Raw genomic sequence first — 13889 nt, 5'->3', positions numbered from 1 at the left:
GCCTCATTGGGTGTGGGCGGTTTCAGCGTTCGCCGCGGCGATAGGGCTGCATCAGCGCCTGCGGAACGAGGGCGCGGCGGGCCATGACGGCAAGAGCGGCAATGGAAAGGATATAGGGCGTCATCAGAAACAGCTGATAGGGCACGAGCCCGCTGAGTGCGGTTTGCAGTCGAAGCTGAAAGGCGTCGAAGAAGGCAAAGAGCAGGGCGCCGAACAGCGCTCGGCCCGGCCGCCACGAAGCGAAGACGACGAGCGCGATGCAGATCCAGCCACGCCCCTGCACCATGGTCGGGAAAAAGCTGTTGAACGCCGACAATGTCAGGAAGGCGCCGCCCATTCCCATCAGCGCGCTTCCCATGATGACGGCGCCATAACGCACCTTCATCGGATTGACACCCTGGGCTTCCGCCGCATGCGGATTTTCGCCGGTCATGCGGATCGCAAGGCCGACCGGCGTGCGGAAGATGATGTAGGCCATCAGCAGGGCCATAAGGATCGCAAGATAGGTCGGCGCCGTCTGGGTGAAGAAGGCCGGCCCGATGAACGGCAGGGTCGAGAGGCCAGGTATCGCGATCGGCTGGAACGGCACGATGGTGGGTGGGGTATTGGCAAGCGGCACGATCAGGCGGAAGACATAATAGCTGAAGCTTGAGGCAAAGAGCGTGACGCCGAGACCGGAGACATGCTGGGAGAGGCCGAGCGTCACCGTCAGGCCCGCATGCAACAGGCCGAAGACGCCGCCGGCCACCGCTGCAATCAGCAGGCCGGTCCAGAGATCGGCGCCGTGATAGACGGAAAGCCAGCCGATCATCGCGCCGAAGGTCATGATGCCTTCGATGCCGAGATTGAGCACGCCGGCCCGTTCGCAGAGCAAAGCGCCGAGCGTGCCAAAAATCAGCGGCGTGGCGATCCGCAGGATTGCCGCCCAGAGCCCGGCGGAAGCGATGATGTCGAACAGTTGCATCATCGCCGGATCCTATATTGGGTGAAGAACAAGGCGATCAGCATCGTCAGCAGCGACAGCGCCACCGTGACATCGGCGATATAGGTCGGGATGCCGAGGCCGCGGCTCATGCCGTCCGCACCCACGAACATGGTGGCGGTGAAAATGGCGGCGAAGACGACACCGAGCGGATTGAGGTTGGCAAGCATGGCGACGACGATGCCGGCATAGCCGAAACCGGGCGATAGGTCGGTCGTCACATAACCCTTGACCCCCATCACCTCGATCGCTCCGGCGAGCCCCGCAAGCCCGCCCGAGAGACAGGCGACCTTCACCAACGTTCTGCCGAGGGGGACGCCGGCAAAGACTGCACCGCCGGGATTGAGGCCCGCAGCGCGCGACTGCATGCCGAACACGGTGCGGGACTGGACGAAATGGACGACGACCGCCAGTGCGATCGCAATCGCAAAGCCGATATGCAGGCGCGAGCGGGCGATCAGCTTGGGCAGCATGGCGTGATCGCTGACGGATTGCGACTGCGGCCAGCCGAAGGCGAGCGGGTCCTTGAGAACACCATCGATCAGCATCGAGACGAAGAGCACGGCGATGAAGTTCAAGAGCAGACTGGTGACGACCTCATCGACGGAGAAGCGCAGCCTGAGCCAGAGCGGGATCAGGATCAGCACCATGCCGGCAATGGCGCCGACCAGCAGCAGCAGCGGAATGAGGATAGGTGCGGGAAGATTGCCGAGCAGTTTCGAGCTTGCCGCGGCAACGGCGATGGCGCCGAGATAGAACTGGCCTTCAGCGCCGATATTCCAGAGCCGCGCCCGGAAAGCGACGGCGGCGGCAAGCCCCGTCAGCATCAGCGGCGTTGCCCGCGTCAGCGTTTCGGTCGCTGACAGCCGCGAGCCGAAAGCACCGGTCAGGATGCGCCAATAGGCATCGAGAACAGGCGCGCCGGCGATTGATATCAGGATGCCGGCAAGCGCCAGCGCTGCGATGACCGCGATCACAGGGGTGACGATCAGCAGGTAAAGCGGACGATGTTCGCGGCGCTCAAATCGCATGATCGGCCTCGTGGGTCTCTTGCCATTCGCCTGTCATCATCAGCCCCAGCCTGCGGGCGTCGGCGCCGTCGGCCTCGACGGGTGGTGACAGGCGGCCGCCGACGATCGCCTGGATGCGATCGGCAAGCGCGATCACCTCGTCGAGATCTTCCGAGATCAGCAGCACGGCGGTACCCTGCCGGCGGGCTTCGAGCAGGCGTGCATGCACGGCGGCCACCGCTCCCTCATCGAGGCCACGCGCCGGCTGCGCAGCGATCAGGATGCGCGGCCGCCGATGCAGGTTGCGGCCGAGAATGAGCTTTTGCATATTGCCGCCTGAGAGCAGCCGGGTGCGGATCGCTGGCCCGCCGCCGCGGACATCGAATCCGTCGATGATCTCCCTGGCGAATGCCATGCCCGCCTTGCGGTTGACGAGACCACGGCGCGAAAACGCCGGCGACGCGATGCGCTCCAGCACGGCGTTTTCCCAGATCGCCATTTCGCCGATCACGCCCTCCTCGTTGCGATCCTCGGGAATGCGGCCGATGCCGGCTTCGACGACATCGGCGACGCCGAGATTGCCGATGGCTTCCCCAAACAGCAGAAGGTCACCGCCGCTGCGCGACAGCGTGCCTGAAAGAAGATGCGCCAAAGCCGCCTGGCCATTGCCAGAAACCCCGATGATGCCGAGGATCTCGCCCTGGTGCAGGCGGAAGCTGATCGATTTCAGCCGATCGACGCCGTCGATGCGCACCGTCACATCGGCCGCCTCGAGGGCAACGGCGCCGGGTGTCGACGGCTCGCGCACGGGCCGCGTCACACGGCGTCCGACCATCAGTTCGGCGAGTTCCGCCTTGCTGGTTTCCGACGCCCTGCGTTCGGCGACCATCCTGCCGCCGCGTAAGACCACGATGCGGTCGGCCGCGGCCATCACCTCGTCGAGCTTGTGCGAGATGAAGATCAGCGACAGGCCCTGGCGGGCCATTTCCTTCAGCGTCGTGAACAGCCGCTCGGCCTCGATGTTGGTCAGCACTGCCGTCGGCTCGTCGAGAATCAGGATGCGGGCATCGTTGTAGAGCGCCTTGAGGATCTCAACGCGCTGCTGCTCGCCGACCGACAAGTCGCCAAGGCGGGCATCCGGATCAACCTTGAGGCCGAAGCGCTCGGAAATTGCCAGCAGCTTCTTCCGCGCCGCTGTTGTTCCCGAGCGCCAGGACCACAGTCTTTCCGTGCCGGTCATGACGTTTTCGAGAACGGTCAGATTGGGCGCCAGCGAAAAATGCTGATGCACCATGCCGACGCCGGCGCGGATTGCGGCACGCGGCTTGCCCTGCGGAACCTCCGCACCCTCGATCAGAATTCGCCCGGCATCCGGCATGTAGTGGCCGAAAAGGATGCTCATCAGCGTGGTCTTGCCGGCACCATTCTCGCCAAGCAGGGCCACGACCTCGCCCTTGGCAAGCGTCATCGAGATATCGTCATTGGCCAGATTGTCGCCGAAGCGCTTGCTGACGCCAACAATTTCCAGCACAGGCCCGGTCATGACGGCAATCCCGCAATGGGAAAACGATGCTGCCACCGCCCCTCGGCCTCCAGGCGGGTGGCAAGCGACAGCAGACGCGGCTCGTGACCCATCGGCGCCATGATCTGCACCGGCAGCGGCATGGCATGCTCATCCTGTCCGAAAGGCAGCGTCAAAGCAGGAAAACCCGAAATATTCGCGAGGCAGGCAAGCGGCGCAAATGCCGTCATCCGCTCGAGATGCAGATCCGTATCGGCATGATCGGATGGAAAGGAGCCGATCGCAAGGGGTGCGGAGGACAGCATCGGCATGAGGATGCAATCGACCCTGTCGAATAGTGCCCAGAGCTTATGGCTCACCAGGACGGCCTCGTTCAACGTGTTCCAGAGCGATGTCGCCGGAAGCGCCCGTCCACGCGCCGCGAAGGCCTGCGTCAGAGGCTCGGCCCTGCTTTCATCCAGAGCCGCCGCCTCGATGAGTGCCGCAAGGTTGACGGAGATGATATCGGCGAACGTGCTGTCGCTGGCGGCGACGCTCCATTCAAATTCGGACCATGCCATTGGAACGACCTCATGTCCCTCGCTCTCCAGCGCACGGGCCGCAGCCTCGACGACTGCGAGCCGATCACCCTCGGTCGGGTAGGTCGAGCCGGTATCGGCAAGCAGGCCAATCCGCAAATGGCCGTTATCGCTATCGACAGGGGAGGGATCCGGAAAAGGTCCTCGCGATTTGCCGCTCAGTCTGTCGAAAATCAGCGCTGTATCCCGGACCGAACGACAGACCGCGAGTTCGCTGGCGATGCCGGCCAAGTGGTTGCCGAAGGATGGCCCACCCGGGATGGCGCCGCGCGTCGGCTTCATTCCGACGAGGCCACAGCAGGCGGCTGGCACTCGGATCGAGCCGCCGGCATCGGTGGCATGCGCAATGGAGACGATCCCGGCGGCAACCGCTGCCGCCGCCCCGCCGGAGGAGCCACCTGCGGTCCGTGCCGGATCGAGCGGATTGCGGCAGATCGGCCCGATCACCGGTTCGCTGGCGAGCGACAGGCCGAATTCCGGGCTGGTCGTCAGGCCGAACAGGCAGAAGCCGGCGTTGCGGAAACGAGCAGCGAGATCGGAATCCGCTTCGCCACCCTTTCTCTCGAACAGGCGGGAACCGGCCGTGACCGGCAGCCCGGCGAAGGGGCCGCCAAGATCCTTTGCCAAGGTCGGCACGCCGGCAAAGGGCCTGGCGACAAAGCGATTGGGCGCGCTCTGCCGTTCTTCGTCGAGGGCGTTCGCCGAGGCGAGGCCCATGGCGGCATCGAGATAGGCGATCGCGCCGAGCGGCTCCTGCAGCACGGCTGCGGCAAGAGAAGCCTGCATCGCTTCCGCAGCGCTCAGGCTGCCACGCCTGATCGCTGCCGCCAGATCCGTCGCATCGCCCTGCATGGGCCGAATTACTTTGGCTCGTCCATCATCTTCGGAACTTCGAAGGTGCCGGCCTTGATCTCTGCCCGCTTGGCTTCCATCGCAGCCTCTGCCTCGGCGGGTGCGACACCCTTGACGAAAACGATATCGCTGCCGCCTTCCTTCATCAGGCCGTAGGACGTGTAGTTCCTGCCGACCGGCTTTCCGGCTGTGACATCGGCAATCGCAGCGTCCAGGATCGGGCGGAAATACCACATGGCGTTGGCAAACACCGTATCGGGATAACGCGGCGTATAGTCGATCAGCGAACCGACCGACTTGATGCCGCGCTCCTTGGCGGCATCGGCCGTGCCGATGCGCTCGCCGAACAGGATGTCGGCGCCGGCGTCGATCTGGGCAAGACCGGCTTCGCGGGCTTTCGGCGGATCGAAGAAGGTGCCGATGAACGAGACGAGGTGCTTTGCGTCCGGGTTGACCGCCTTGACACCGGCCGCGAAGGCATTGATCAGCATGTTGACCTCGGGGATCGGAATGGCACCGACGGAACCGACGATATTCGACTTGGTCATCTTGCCCGCCAGCATGCCGGCAAGATAGGCGCCGTCATGATTCCAGGTGCCGAAGACGCCGAAGTTGTCGCCGGCCTGCTCGCCGCTCGAACCCAGCACGAAAGCGGTATCGGGATAGTCGGCTCCGACCTGCCGGGCCTCTTTTTCCACCGCATAGGCCTCGCCGATGATCAGTTTGTTGCCCTGTTCGGCATATTCGCGCATGGCACGCGGATAATCGGTGCCGGAGACGCCTTCGGAGAAGACATATTCGATCACGCCTTCCTTGGCCGCGTCCTGCAGGGCCTTGTGCAGACAGGAGTTCCAGGCATTTTCGACCGGCGACGCATGAATGCCGGCAACCTTCAGCGGCGCAGCCGCCCTTGCCAGCGGGGCAAAGCCGCTGACCCCAAGCGCAATGCCCGACGCGATCACTGCCCGGCGTGAAATCAGGATATCTTTGGTCATTGATTGTTCCCCTTTTTTACCATTTGGTTCAAAAATCATAGTAGCGCCCAAAAATGTGTCAAGCAGCGAATGGGCTTAAAAATCAGGCTGTTCAATCTGTTGCGCCTTGCGTTCTGCAGCCATTTTTTTCCGAACTGTATGGCGTCGCGGCTTGGCGCGACGCAATTGGCAGGATAAGCAAGGAGGATAGGGGTTGGGGGACATGAAATGGGGGAAGAAGAGGGCGCCTCGCGGCGACCGATCGCGAGCCGGTCGTCTTCCTGGGCCATCGGCCTCAGCGCGTGGCTGGCGCGGAGCGGCGCGACACCGAACGGCATTTCGCTTTTATCGGTCGTATTCGCGGGTATAGGCGCAGCGCTCATCGTTTTCACAACACATCCGATTGCCATGGTTTGCGCCGCGATCTCGGTACAACTGCGGCTGGTCTGCAATCTGCTAGACGGAATGGTCGCGATCGAAGGCGGCAAGAAAACCAAGAGCGGGCCGCTCTACAACGAATTTCCCGATCGGGTCGCCGACAGCCTGTTTCTGATCGCGGCCGGTTATGCCTGCGGCTTTGGCTGGCTTGGCTGGTTGTCTGCGCTGCTCGCAGCCCTTACCGCCTATATCAGGGTGTTCGGCGGATCGGTGGGCCTGCCGCAGGATTTCAGCGGCATCATGGCCAAGCAGCGCCGCATGGCCGTGCTGACAGCGGGTCTCCTTGCCCAGAGCGTTGAGACGCTGATATCCCCCAGCCATTGGTCGCTGATCCTTGCATCCGCGATCATCGCGGCCGGTAGCCTCGTCACCTGCACCACCCGCACGTTGAGGCTGAAACATTCCCTGGAGAAGCTATGATCGCGATTATCCGTCGGTTTCTCGTGCTGCTCGTCCGTATCCTGGTCGGCGCCCGAAGCGAGTGGCGGGGCTGCGCGCCCGATCCCAGCCGGCGCATCTATTTCGCCAATCACAACAGCCATATCGATACCGTCGCCGTCATGGCCGCCTTGCCCTGGCCGGTGCGCCGGATGACCCATCCGGTTGCGGCGCGCGATTATTGGGGAGCGAGCGCCTTTCGCCGTTTCATCGCGGAGAAAGGCCTGCGAGCGGTCCTGATAGACCGCAAGCCTCCGCCTGATACCGACCCGCTGGCTCCGATAGAGCGCCTGCTCGAGGAGGGGCGCTCAGTCCTGATTTTCCCGGAAGGAACGAGAAGCACCACCGACGAGATCGCCCCGTTCCGCAGCGGCATCTTTCGCCTTGCCTGCCGTTTCCCCGATGTCGATCTGGTGCCGATCCATCTCGACAACCTCCAGCGCATCCTGCCTAAGGGAAGCATGCTGATCGTGCCGATCACCTGCACGGCGCGCTTCGGCAAACCGCTGCGTGTCGAACCGGGCGAGGAAAAGGCCGAATTCCTGGCGCGCGCCCGTGCCGCTGTCATCGAGCTCGCGGATGGGGGGCACACCGCATGACCAGTATGTTCTCTTTCGTGCTAGCCGCTATCCTCGGCCTGCTTGCCGTCGCCTCCGCCATCGGTTTCATCCTGCAGCGACGCGCGACAGAACCCGGCTCCGTCGCCACCGTTCAGAACCTCAACGCCCGTATCCGCTCCTGGTGGATCATGGTCGCCGTGTTCGGCGGCGCGATCCTGCTCGGCGAAACGTCGACGGTCATCCTGTTCGCATTTCTATCCTTCATGGCGCTTCGCGAATTCTGGACGCTGACGCCATCGCGACGTGGCGATCATCTGGCGCTTTTCCTGTCGTTCTTCGTGGTCCTGCCGATCCACTACGTGCTGCTCGGAACCGAGTGGTACGGCCTCTTCTCCATCTTTATCCCGGTCTATGCCTTCCTGATCCTGCCGGCGGTGGCGACCCTGACCGGCGACGTCAACGAATTTCTCGCCCGCAGCGCTAGGGTGCAGTGGGGACTGATGCTGACGGTCTATTCGATCAGCCATGCCCCGGCACTCCTCATGCTGGAAACCGGCACGCCGTCGGCACTTCTTCTCGTCTATCTGGTCCTGGTCGTGCAGCTCAGCGACGTTTTCCAGTACGTCTGGGGCAAGCTCCTCGGAAAGCACCGTTTCTCGCCGAACATCAGCCCGTCGAAGACGATCGAAGGGCTGGTCGGAGGCGGCGCCTCGGCCATCCTCGTGGGAACACTGCTATATCGCCTGACGCCGTTCTCGCCGCTGCAGGCAGCTGCCATCAGCACGGTCATCGTCGTCGCCGGCTTCTTCGGCGGCTTCGTGCTCTCGGCCATCAAGCGCGATCTCAACGCCAAGGACTGGGGCTATGTGATCGAGGGTCACGGGGGCGTGCTCGACCGCTTGGATTCCATCACCTTCGCCGCGCCGCTGTTCTTTCACATCATCCGCTATTGGTTCGCCGTGTAGAAGCTTGGTTCTGGCTAAAACCGGTCGATCTCCTCGAGGCTCTCGAACAGCCGGCGCTGAACATCCCGCTCCTGCATGCTGATGGCGGTCATCAGCTTGCCCATCGTGCCCCGCAGGCCGTGCAACTGGTCGACTAGGTCCATGATGACATCGACGCCGGCTTCGTTGACACCCATGTTTCCCATGAGATCCAGGATCAGCCGGGCGCGTGCGACATCGGCGTCCCGAAATTGCCGTTGGCCGCCTGACGTCTCCGGGATCAGCCAACCCTCTTCGACCCAGAGGTCGAGCTGGACGACGTCGATTTTCAAGTAAAGACGGAATTCGAGATCATCCATGATCAGGCCTCCATGTTCTTTCTCGGATCGTATGGGTTTGCCGTCGCCCATTCCTGGATGAAGGACTTCAGTCGTTCATCCGGGGCATCGGGCAGCACGATCTTCAGAGAGATGTAGACGTCGCCATGTTCGCCGCCGCGTTTTGCAATACCCTTGCCCTTGAGGCGCAGGACTTTGCCGGTGTTGGAATGAGGCGGCAGCGTCAGATTGACAGGCCCTGACGGCGTTGGCACACGAACCTTGCCGCCGAGCACGGCCTCGCCGAGCGAGATCGGCAGTTCGAGCCGGATGTCATCGCCGTCGCGCGTGAAGAAGCGGTGCGGCCGCACACGGATGTCGATGAGGGCATCGCCCGCCGGCCCGCCGCCGATGCCCGGCTCGCCCTTGCCGCGCAGCCGCAAAGTCTGGCCGTCGCGCGTTCCCGGCGGGATCTGTACATCGAGCGCTGGGCCCTCCGGCAGCTTGATCTCAGTCCTGGTGCCGTTGACGGCGTCGAGAAAGCCGACTTCCATCGAGAAATGGCTGTCCCGGCCACGACTGCGGGCCTGGCCGCCGCCGGCACGTCGCGAAAAGAAATTGGCAAAGAGATCGTCGGCATCGCCGAAATCGGCAAAGCCTGCGCTGTTGTGATAGGGATCGCTAGGACGGCTCGCCGAGGCATAGTCGCGGTAATAGTTGCGCTGCGCCCGCTCGGCGCCGGTTATGTCGATCTCGCCGCGATCGAAGCGGCCGCGTTTTTCCTCGTCGCTCAAGATCTCGTTGGCGGCCGAAATTTCCTTGAACCGTTCCTCGGCTTTTTTGTCGCCGGGGTTGAGGTCGGGGTGAAGTTTCTTGGCGAGCTTGCGGAACGCGCTTTGAATATCCTTTTGCGTCGCATCCCGCTTTACGCCCAGAAGCTCATATGGATCCTGGCTCATGCATCTCTCCGGTCAGGCAGCGAATACTGCTGGTTGGCTTGGGGATGATATAGGTTGTCGGGCCGGCCCCGGGGAGGGGAGGTCGTTCGTGATCGACTTCATCAATCCGCAGCGGAGCTAGAGCAACGCCGCATCTTCCACTTGAGGCGCCGAGCCTTCATGCGTGGGATCGGGTCGCCGGTCGATGAGAACCGAGCACCCGGCGTGGCGCACGACCTTGTCGACGATGGAGGAGAAGACGTAGTCGGTAATATCCGTCACATGGGATGAAAGCAGGATGAGATCAGCCGACTTCTCCCTTGCGACGGAGACGAGCAGGGAGGCGGCAACGCCAACGCGCACCTCGATCGTCGCCGGAATTCCCATCTCCTTGCAGAGCGATGCTAGTTTCTTTTCGGCGTCGACGATGGCGGTCGTTTCGAATTCCTCGGGAAGCTCCGTCAGGTGACGGCGCGGGATATTCTCGATGACGTGCATGACGACGATGCTTCCACCTTCGTCCGCCAGCGCAGTAGCCCGGCGCAGAAGGCGGATTGCCGTTTCCCTGGAGCCCATGCCGATGCCGCAGATGATCGTCCGATACATTGAAATCCATATCCTTGAATGCGAATGATAGCACCGATCATACCGGTGTCGACCGTCCCGACATTGACGAATATCAAGCAAACGTGCCGCAACGGCAGCGCGCATGAAACGGCCAGCTGCTTCGGAATGGACCTCCGGCTGAATCGTCGCAGTTGACGGCAGGGCCCTCAGCAACATTTTTCACCTGATGCCGTCACTGATTGAGGTTCACATGCCGAATTTTGCGATTATCGGATCAGGTGCGATGGGAAGTGCTGTCGCCAAACGGCTGTTCGACAACGGTGCCACGGTGCTGACTTGCCTCGAGGGCAGGAGCGAGCGGACGATGGCGCGGGCAAAGGCAGCCGGCATGGTGCCTGTCGGCCACCAGGAGCTGAGGAAGGCCGAGCTGATCCTGTCGATCGTTCCGCCGGCGGAGGCGATCAAGGTCGCTGAATTCGTCGCGGACATATCATCCGCCATGTCGGCGCCGCCGCCTTTCGTCGACCTCAACGCGATCGCGCCGAAAACGATGAGGGCGTTGGCAGCACGCTTCGAAGGCAGGGGCGTGGAAGTGCTTGACGGTGCGATCATCGGCGGGCCGCCGGTCCCCGGCAAATCAGGTCCGACCATCTATATCAGCGGCGATACTGCGGGCCGAAGCCGGCCCCTCGAGGACTGCGGCCTCAGGATCCGCAGGCTCGACGGACCGCTCGGCGCCGCCTCGGCACTGAAGATGTGTTATGCCGGCATCAACAAGGGATTTATCGGCCTCAGCACCGCCATGCTGCTCGCCGCATCGCGTTCGGGTGCCGCCGAAAGCCTGAAAGCCGAGCTCTCCGAAAGCCTTCCGGACGTCGATCGCAAGCTGTCGAGATCCATACCGGACATGTATCCGAAAGCCTATCGGTGGGTTGCCGAAATGCAGGAGATCGCCGATTTCCTCGGCGAGGATGATCCGGCCGCGACCATCTTCCGGGGCATGGCGGACGTCTTCTCCAGGATGGCCGGCGACGTGGAGGGCAGCCGCGTGCTCGTCGAGCAGCTGGACGAGATCATCACCTACTCGGAAACCGAAAACTGATCGCGATGGTCAAGCAATCGTCGCAGCAACCGAATACGAGGGATAGAGCCATGGGTTTGCCAGCGCTCTGACGATTGTGTGAACCTTCTCCGACACCTCTGACCAAACCTGATTGCCTCTGCTATGTCAGGAAAAATGCGGTGGCCAAACCGATTGGCGTCGCGATCTATCTTACCAAAGCCAGGAGTTTGAAAGATGAGCGGTTCTCCCGAATATACACCCCCGAAAGTCTGGACCTGGAACAAGGCGAATGGCGGCCAGTTCGCCAGCATCAATCGCCCGATCGCCGGACCGACGCATGACAAGGAGCTTCCGATCGGCCGCCATCCGCTGCAGCTCTATTCGCTCGGCACGCCGAACGGCCAGAAGGTCACCATCATGCTCGAGGAACTGCTGGCGCTTGGCCATAGCGGTGCCGAATACGATGCATGGCTGATCAAGATCGGCGACGGCGATCAGTTCGGAAGCGGCTTCGTCGCGGTCAACCCCAATTCCAAGATACCGGCTTTGATGGACCGCAGCGGGCCAAAGCCGATCCGCGTCTTCGAATCCGGTGCCATCCTGACCTATCTCGCTGAGAAGTTCGGCGCCTTCCTGCCGACCGAGCCTGCCGACCGAGCCGAATGCCTGTCATGGCTGTTCTGGCAGATGGGAAGCGCGCCCTATCTCGGCGGCGGCTTCGGCCATTTCTACGCCTATGCGCCGACGAAGATCGAATATGCGATCGACCGTTTCGCCATGGAAGTGAAGCGTCAGCTCGACGTGCTCGATCGTCGCCTGGCCGAAAGCGACTATCTGGCAGGCAGCCAATATACGATCGCCGATATTGCCGTCTGGCCCTGGTACGGCGGTCTGGTGAAGGGCTGGACCTACGGGGCAGCCGAATTTCTGCAGGTCGAGGACTATAAGAACGTGCTGCGCTGGGCCGACGCCATCCACAGCAGGCCGGCCGTGCAACGCGGCCGAATGGTCAACCGCCTGTCCGGCGAGCCCTCTAGCCAGTTGCACGAGCGCCACGACGCCAGCGACTTCGATACCATGACGCAGGACAAGCTCGCGGCCGAGTAAGCAAGCGGCCCCAGCCACGTGTCGCAGCAACAAATGATGCTCCGCCGCCTTTGCGGCGACGGAGCAACTGCGAACTCAGTTCTTGACCGTCTCTTCCAGGAAGAAGCGGCCGAGCGGGTTCTGATAGAAGTTCTCGATATTCTTGCGCGAGACGTTGATATAGGGGCTGTAATAGAGGTCGATCCAGTTGACGTCGTCCTTGGCCATCTTCTGCAGATCGACATACATCGCTTCGCGCTTCTTCGGGTCGAGCTCGAGACGGGCCTTCGCCACCAATTCCTTGACCGCCTCGTTTTTGTAGTTGGTCAGATAGTTGTTATTGGAATCGTGGCCGAGGACAAAGGTGGTCTTCTGATCCGGATCGAGAATGTCGTTGGTCCAGTAATTGACCGAGATATCGTAGTCGCCGGCGACCGTCATGTCCCATTCCTGGCTCGGATCGACCTTCTGCAAGTTGGCGGTGATGCCGGCCTTCTGCAGCTGCTGCTGGACGAGCACCGCCGTCTGTTCGTCGACTTCGTCGCCGGCGCGCACCAGATAGTTCAGCGTCAGGTCGGAGGCGCCGGCGGCCGCAAGCAACTCCTTCGCCTTTTCGGGATTATAGGGCCGCTGCAGATTGTCGGCATAATAATAGAGCGCGCCCTTCGGAATATAGGAATTGGCGACCGTGCCCTGGCCGAAGGTGACGGTATCGACGATCGCCTTCTTGTCGATCGCGAGATCCAGCGCTTGGCGGACTTCCTTCTTGCCGAGCGCGCCATGCGCATGGTTGATCAGAAGATGGTCCTCACGGGTCGAAGCGTCGATATCGACATTGAGGTTCGGGTCCTTCTTCAGCTCCTCGACGCGAGAAAAGGGAACGAAGATCGCCGTATCCAGCTCGCCGGCCTGAACGTTCAGCATGCGGGTGTTGTCGTCAGGCACCGAGATCCACTCGACGCCGTCAAGCTTGACGCGGTCGGCCTGCCAGAAGTTCGGGTTCTTCTTCAGAATGACGCGGTCGCCGCGCCGCCATTCCTCGACCACGAAGGCACCGGATGCGATCGGCTTTTCGGCATAGGCATCGGGGCCAAGCGATTCCATGCCTTTCTTGGAGATGACGGAGGCATTCGGCAGCGCCAGCGTCGAAAGGAACGGCGCGGACGGGTTCTTGAGCTTGATCGTCAGCGTGCGCGCGTCAGTCGCCACCGCCATGTCGATCACCTTATAGGAATCGCTCCAAAGCGAGGCGGCGTCATCGCGGATGCGCAGCAGGCTGTAGGCCGCGTCTTCCGCCGTCAGCGGCGAACCGTCCGAGAATTTCGCGTCGCGGATCTTGAACGTGTAGGTCAGCCCGTCATCCGAGACGGTCCAGCTTTCGGCAAGGCCCGGCTCCAGTTTCGTGCCTGTCTTGTCGACCCGGATCAGCACGTCGTAGACGTTGGAGAACACCCAGTTGTCGATGTTCTGCGCGGTCTTGATCGGATCGAATGTCGTCGAATCCTCGCGGCGGCCGATGGTGAGCACACCGGCGGCCTCGGCATAGCTTGCGCTGAGCGTCAGGCCGGCGAGCAAAGCTGCAAGCCCGATTGATTTCCACCTGTTTGTCATGAGTTCGTT

14 protein-coding genes are annotated in these 13889 nt (G+C 62.3%); 5 read left to right on the top strand and 9 right to left on the bottom strand.

Annotation, left to right across the window (positions count from 1 at the left end; translation table 11 throughout):
* Nucleotides 1–22: 22 nt before the first annotated feature.
* The 5 genes from HFO99_RS23235 to HFO99_RS23215 are packed head-to-tail and all read right to left on the bottom strand — an operon-like array spanning nt 23 to nt 5939.
* On the bottom strand, nt 23–967 hold the full coding sequence (locus tag HFO99_RS23235) for an ABC transporter permease (RefSeq protein ID WP_222363885.1): 945 nt from the start codon (nt 965–967) through the stop codon (nt 23–25).
* Nucleotides 964–2013 (bottom strand): ABC transporter permease, encoded by a 1050-nt coding sequence (locus HFO99_RS23230; protein WP_065284903.1) that lies wholly within the window; start codon nt 2011–2013, stop codon nt 964–966. The genes HFO99_RS23235 and HFO99_RS23230 overlap by 4 nt, the downstream gene beginning before the upstream one ends.
* Entirely contained in the window at nt 2003–3535 is a 1533-nt protein-coding gene (locus HFO99_RS23225) for an ABC transporter ATP-binding protein (protein ID WP_222363884.1), read from the bottom strand. Before HFO99_RS23225 ends, HFO99_RS23230 begins: the two co-directional genes overlap by 11 nt.
* Nucleotides 3532–4944 carry an amidase gene (locus HFO99_RS23220; protein WP_222363883.1) on the bottom strand — a complete coding sequence of 471 codons (1413 nt, stop codon included), beginning with the start codon at nt 4942–4944 and terminating at the stop codon, nt 3532–3534. Before HFO99_RS23220 ends, HFO99_RS23225 begins: the two co-directional genes overlap by 4 nt.
* An 8-nt stretch (nt 4945–4952) precedes the next feature.
* Nucleotides 4953–5939 carry a BMP family protein gene (locus HFO99_RS23215; RefSeq protein WP_222335807.1) on the bottom strand — a complete coding sequence of 329 codons (987 nt, stop codon included), beginning with the start codon at nt 5937–5939 and terminating at the stop codon, nt 4953–4955.
* A gap of 207 nt (nt 5940–6146) precedes the next feature.
* Between HFO99_RS23215 and HFO99_RS23210 the strand changes: the two genes are divergently transcribed.
* From HFO99_RS23210 to HFO99_RS23200, 3 genes are read left to right on the top strand one after another with little or no spacing between them, the layout of a single operon-like run.
* Nucleotides 6147–6776, top strand: a complete 630-nt coding sequence (locus HFO99_RS23210) for a CDP-alcohol phosphatidyltransferase family protein (protein WP_222363882.1) — start codon at nt 6147–6149, stop codon at nt 6774–6776.
* Nucleotides 6773–7393, top strand: a complete 621-nt coding sequence (locus tag HFO99_RS23205; protein ID WP_222335811.1) for a lysophospholipid acyltransferase family protein — start codon at nt 6773–6775, stop codon at nt 7391–7393. The genes HFO99_RS23210 and HFO99_RS23205 overlap by 4 nt, the downstream gene beginning before the upstream one ends.
* Complete coding sequence (locus HFO99_RS23200; protein ID WP_222363881.1) at nt 7390–8319, top strand: phosphatidate cytidylyltransferase; 930 nt, start codon at nt 7390–7392, stop codon at nt 8317–8319. Before HFO99_RS23205 ends, HFO99_RS23200 begins: the two co-directional genes overlap by 4 nt.
* A gap of 14 nt (nt 8320–8333) precedes the next feature.
* Here HFO99_RS23200 and HFO99_RS23195 read toward each other — a convergent pair whose 3' ends face one another.
* From HFO99_RS23195 to HFO99_RS23185, 3 genes are all read right to left on the bottom strand, one after another.
* Nucleotides 8334–8657: a chaperone modulator CbpM gene (locus tag HFO99_RS23195; protein WP_222363880.1), complete on the bottom strand. Its 324-nt coding sequence runs from the start codon at nt 8655–8657 to the stop codon at nt 8334–8336.
* 2 nt (nt 8658–8659) lie between these two features.
* Nucleotides 8660–9574: a DnaJ C-terminal domain-containing protein gene (locus tag HFO99_RS23190; protein ID WP_064248435.1), complete on the bottom strand. Its 915-nt coding sequence runs from the start codon at nt 9572–9574 to the stop codon at nt 8660–8662.
* Nucleotides 9575–9691: 117 nt separating this feature from the next.
* Nucleotides 9692–10159 (bottom strand): universal stress protein, encoded by a 468-nt coding sequence (locus tag HFO99_RS23185; RefSeq protein WP_222363879.1) that lies wholly within the window; start codon nt 10157–10159, stop codon nt 9692–9694.
* 211 nt (nt 10160–10370) lie between these two features.
* Between HFO99_RS23185 and HFO99_RS23180 the strand changes: the two genes are divergently transcribed.
* Both HFO99_RS23180 and yghU read left to right on the top strand, forming a co-directional pair.
* Entirely contained in the window at nt 10371–11222 is an 852-nt protein-coding gene (locus HFO99_RS23180) for an NAD(P)-dependent oxidoreductase (RefSeq protein WP_222335817.1), read from the top strand.
* Nucleotides 11223–11417: 195 nt separating this feature from the next.
* Nucleotides 11418–12290 (top strand): glutathione-dependent disulfide-bond oxidoreductase, encoded by an 873-nt coding sequence (gene yghU, locus HFO99_RS23175; protein WP_222335818.1) that lies wholly within the window; start codon nt 11418–11420, stop codon nt 12288–12290.
* A gap of 75 nt (nt 12291–12365) precedes the next feature.
* Here the strand turns inward: yghU and HFO99_RS23170 are convergent, their stop codons facing one another.
* Nucleotides 12366–13880 carry an ABC transporter substrate-binding protein gene (locus tag HFO99_RS23170; RefSeq protein ID WP_222363878.1) on the bottom strand — a complete coding sequence of 505 codons (1515 nt, stop codon included), beginning with the start codon at nt 13878–13880 and terminating at the stop codon, nt 12366–12368.
* Between the last annotated feature and the right edge of the window lie 9 nt (nt 13881–13889).

The organism is Rhizobium leguminosarum, from assembly GCF_019798305.1.
In the GTDB taxonomy this organism is placed as follows: domain Bacteria; phylum Pseudomonadota; class Alphaproteobacteria; order Rhizobiales; family Rhizobiaceae; genus Rhizobium; species Rhizobium leguminosarum_U.
Note: the sequence above shows the minus strand (reverse complement) of the source record. Positions and strands in the feature narration are given on the sequence as shown.

What these genes read in the sequence shown, in the direction of transcription:
- HFO99_RS23235 (WP_222363885.1), bottom strand. Translation starts at nt 967, where the DNA reads ATGATGCAACTGTTCGACATCATCGCTTCCGCCGGGCTCTGGGCGGCA.
- HFO99_RS23230 (WP_065284903.1), bottom strand. Translation starts at nt 2,013, where the DNA reads ATGCGATTTGAGCGCCGCGAACATCGTCCGCTTTACCTGCTGATCGTC.
- HFO99_RS23225 (WP_222363884.1), bottom strand. Translation starts at nt 3,535, where the DNA reads ATGACCGGGCCTGTGCTGGAAATTGTTGGCGTCAGCAAGCGCTTCGGC.
- HFO99_RS23220 (WP_222363883.1), bottom strand. Translation starts at nt 4,944, where the DNA reads ATGCAGGGCGATGCGACGGATCTGGCGGCAGCGATCAGGCGTGGCAGC.
- HFO99_RS23215 (WP_222335807.1), bottom strand. Translation starts at nt 5,939, where the DNA reads ATGACCAAAGATATCCTGATTTCACGCCGGGCAGTGATCGCGTCGGGC.
- HFO99_RS23210 (WP_222363882.1), top strand. Translation starts at nt 6,147, where the DNA reads ATGGGGGAAGAAGAGGGCGCCTCGCGGCGACCGATCGCGAGCCGGTCG.
- HFO99_RS23205 (WP_222335811.1), top strand. Translation starts at nt 6,773, where the DNA reads ATGATCGCGATTATCCGTCGGTTTCTCGTGCTGCTCGTCCGTATCCTG.
- HFO99_RS23200 (WP_222363881.1), top strand. Translation starts at nt 7,390, where the DNA reads ATGACCAGTATGTTCTCTTTCGTGCTAGCCGCTATCCTCGGCCTGCTT.
- HFO99_RS23195 (WP_222363880.1), bottom strand. Translation starts at nt 8,657, where the DNA reads ATGGATGATCTCGAATTCCGTCTTTACTTGAAAATCGACGTCGTCCAG.
- HFO99_RS23190 (WP_064248435.1), bottom strand. Translation starts at nt 9,574, where the DNA reads ATGAGCCAGGATCCATATGAGCTTCTGGGCGTAAAGCGGGATGCGACG.
- HFO99_RS23185 (WP_222363879.1), bottom strand. Translation starts at nt 10,159, where the DNA reads ATGTATCGGACGATCATCTGCGGCATCGGCATGGGCTCCAGGGAAACG.
- HFO99_RS23180 (WP_222335817.1), top strand. Translation starts at nt 10,371, where the DNA reads ATGCCGAATTTTGCGATTATCGGATCAGGTGCGATGGGAAGTGCTGTC.
- yghU (WP_222335818.1), top strand. Translation starts at nt 11,418, where the DNA reads ATGAGCGGTTCTCCCGAATATACACCCCCGAAAGTCTGGACCTGGAAC.
- HFO99_RS23170 (WP_222363878.1), bottom strand. Translation starts at nt 13,880, where the DNA reads ATGACAAACAGGTGGAAATCAATCGGGCTTGCAGCTTTGCTCGCCGGC.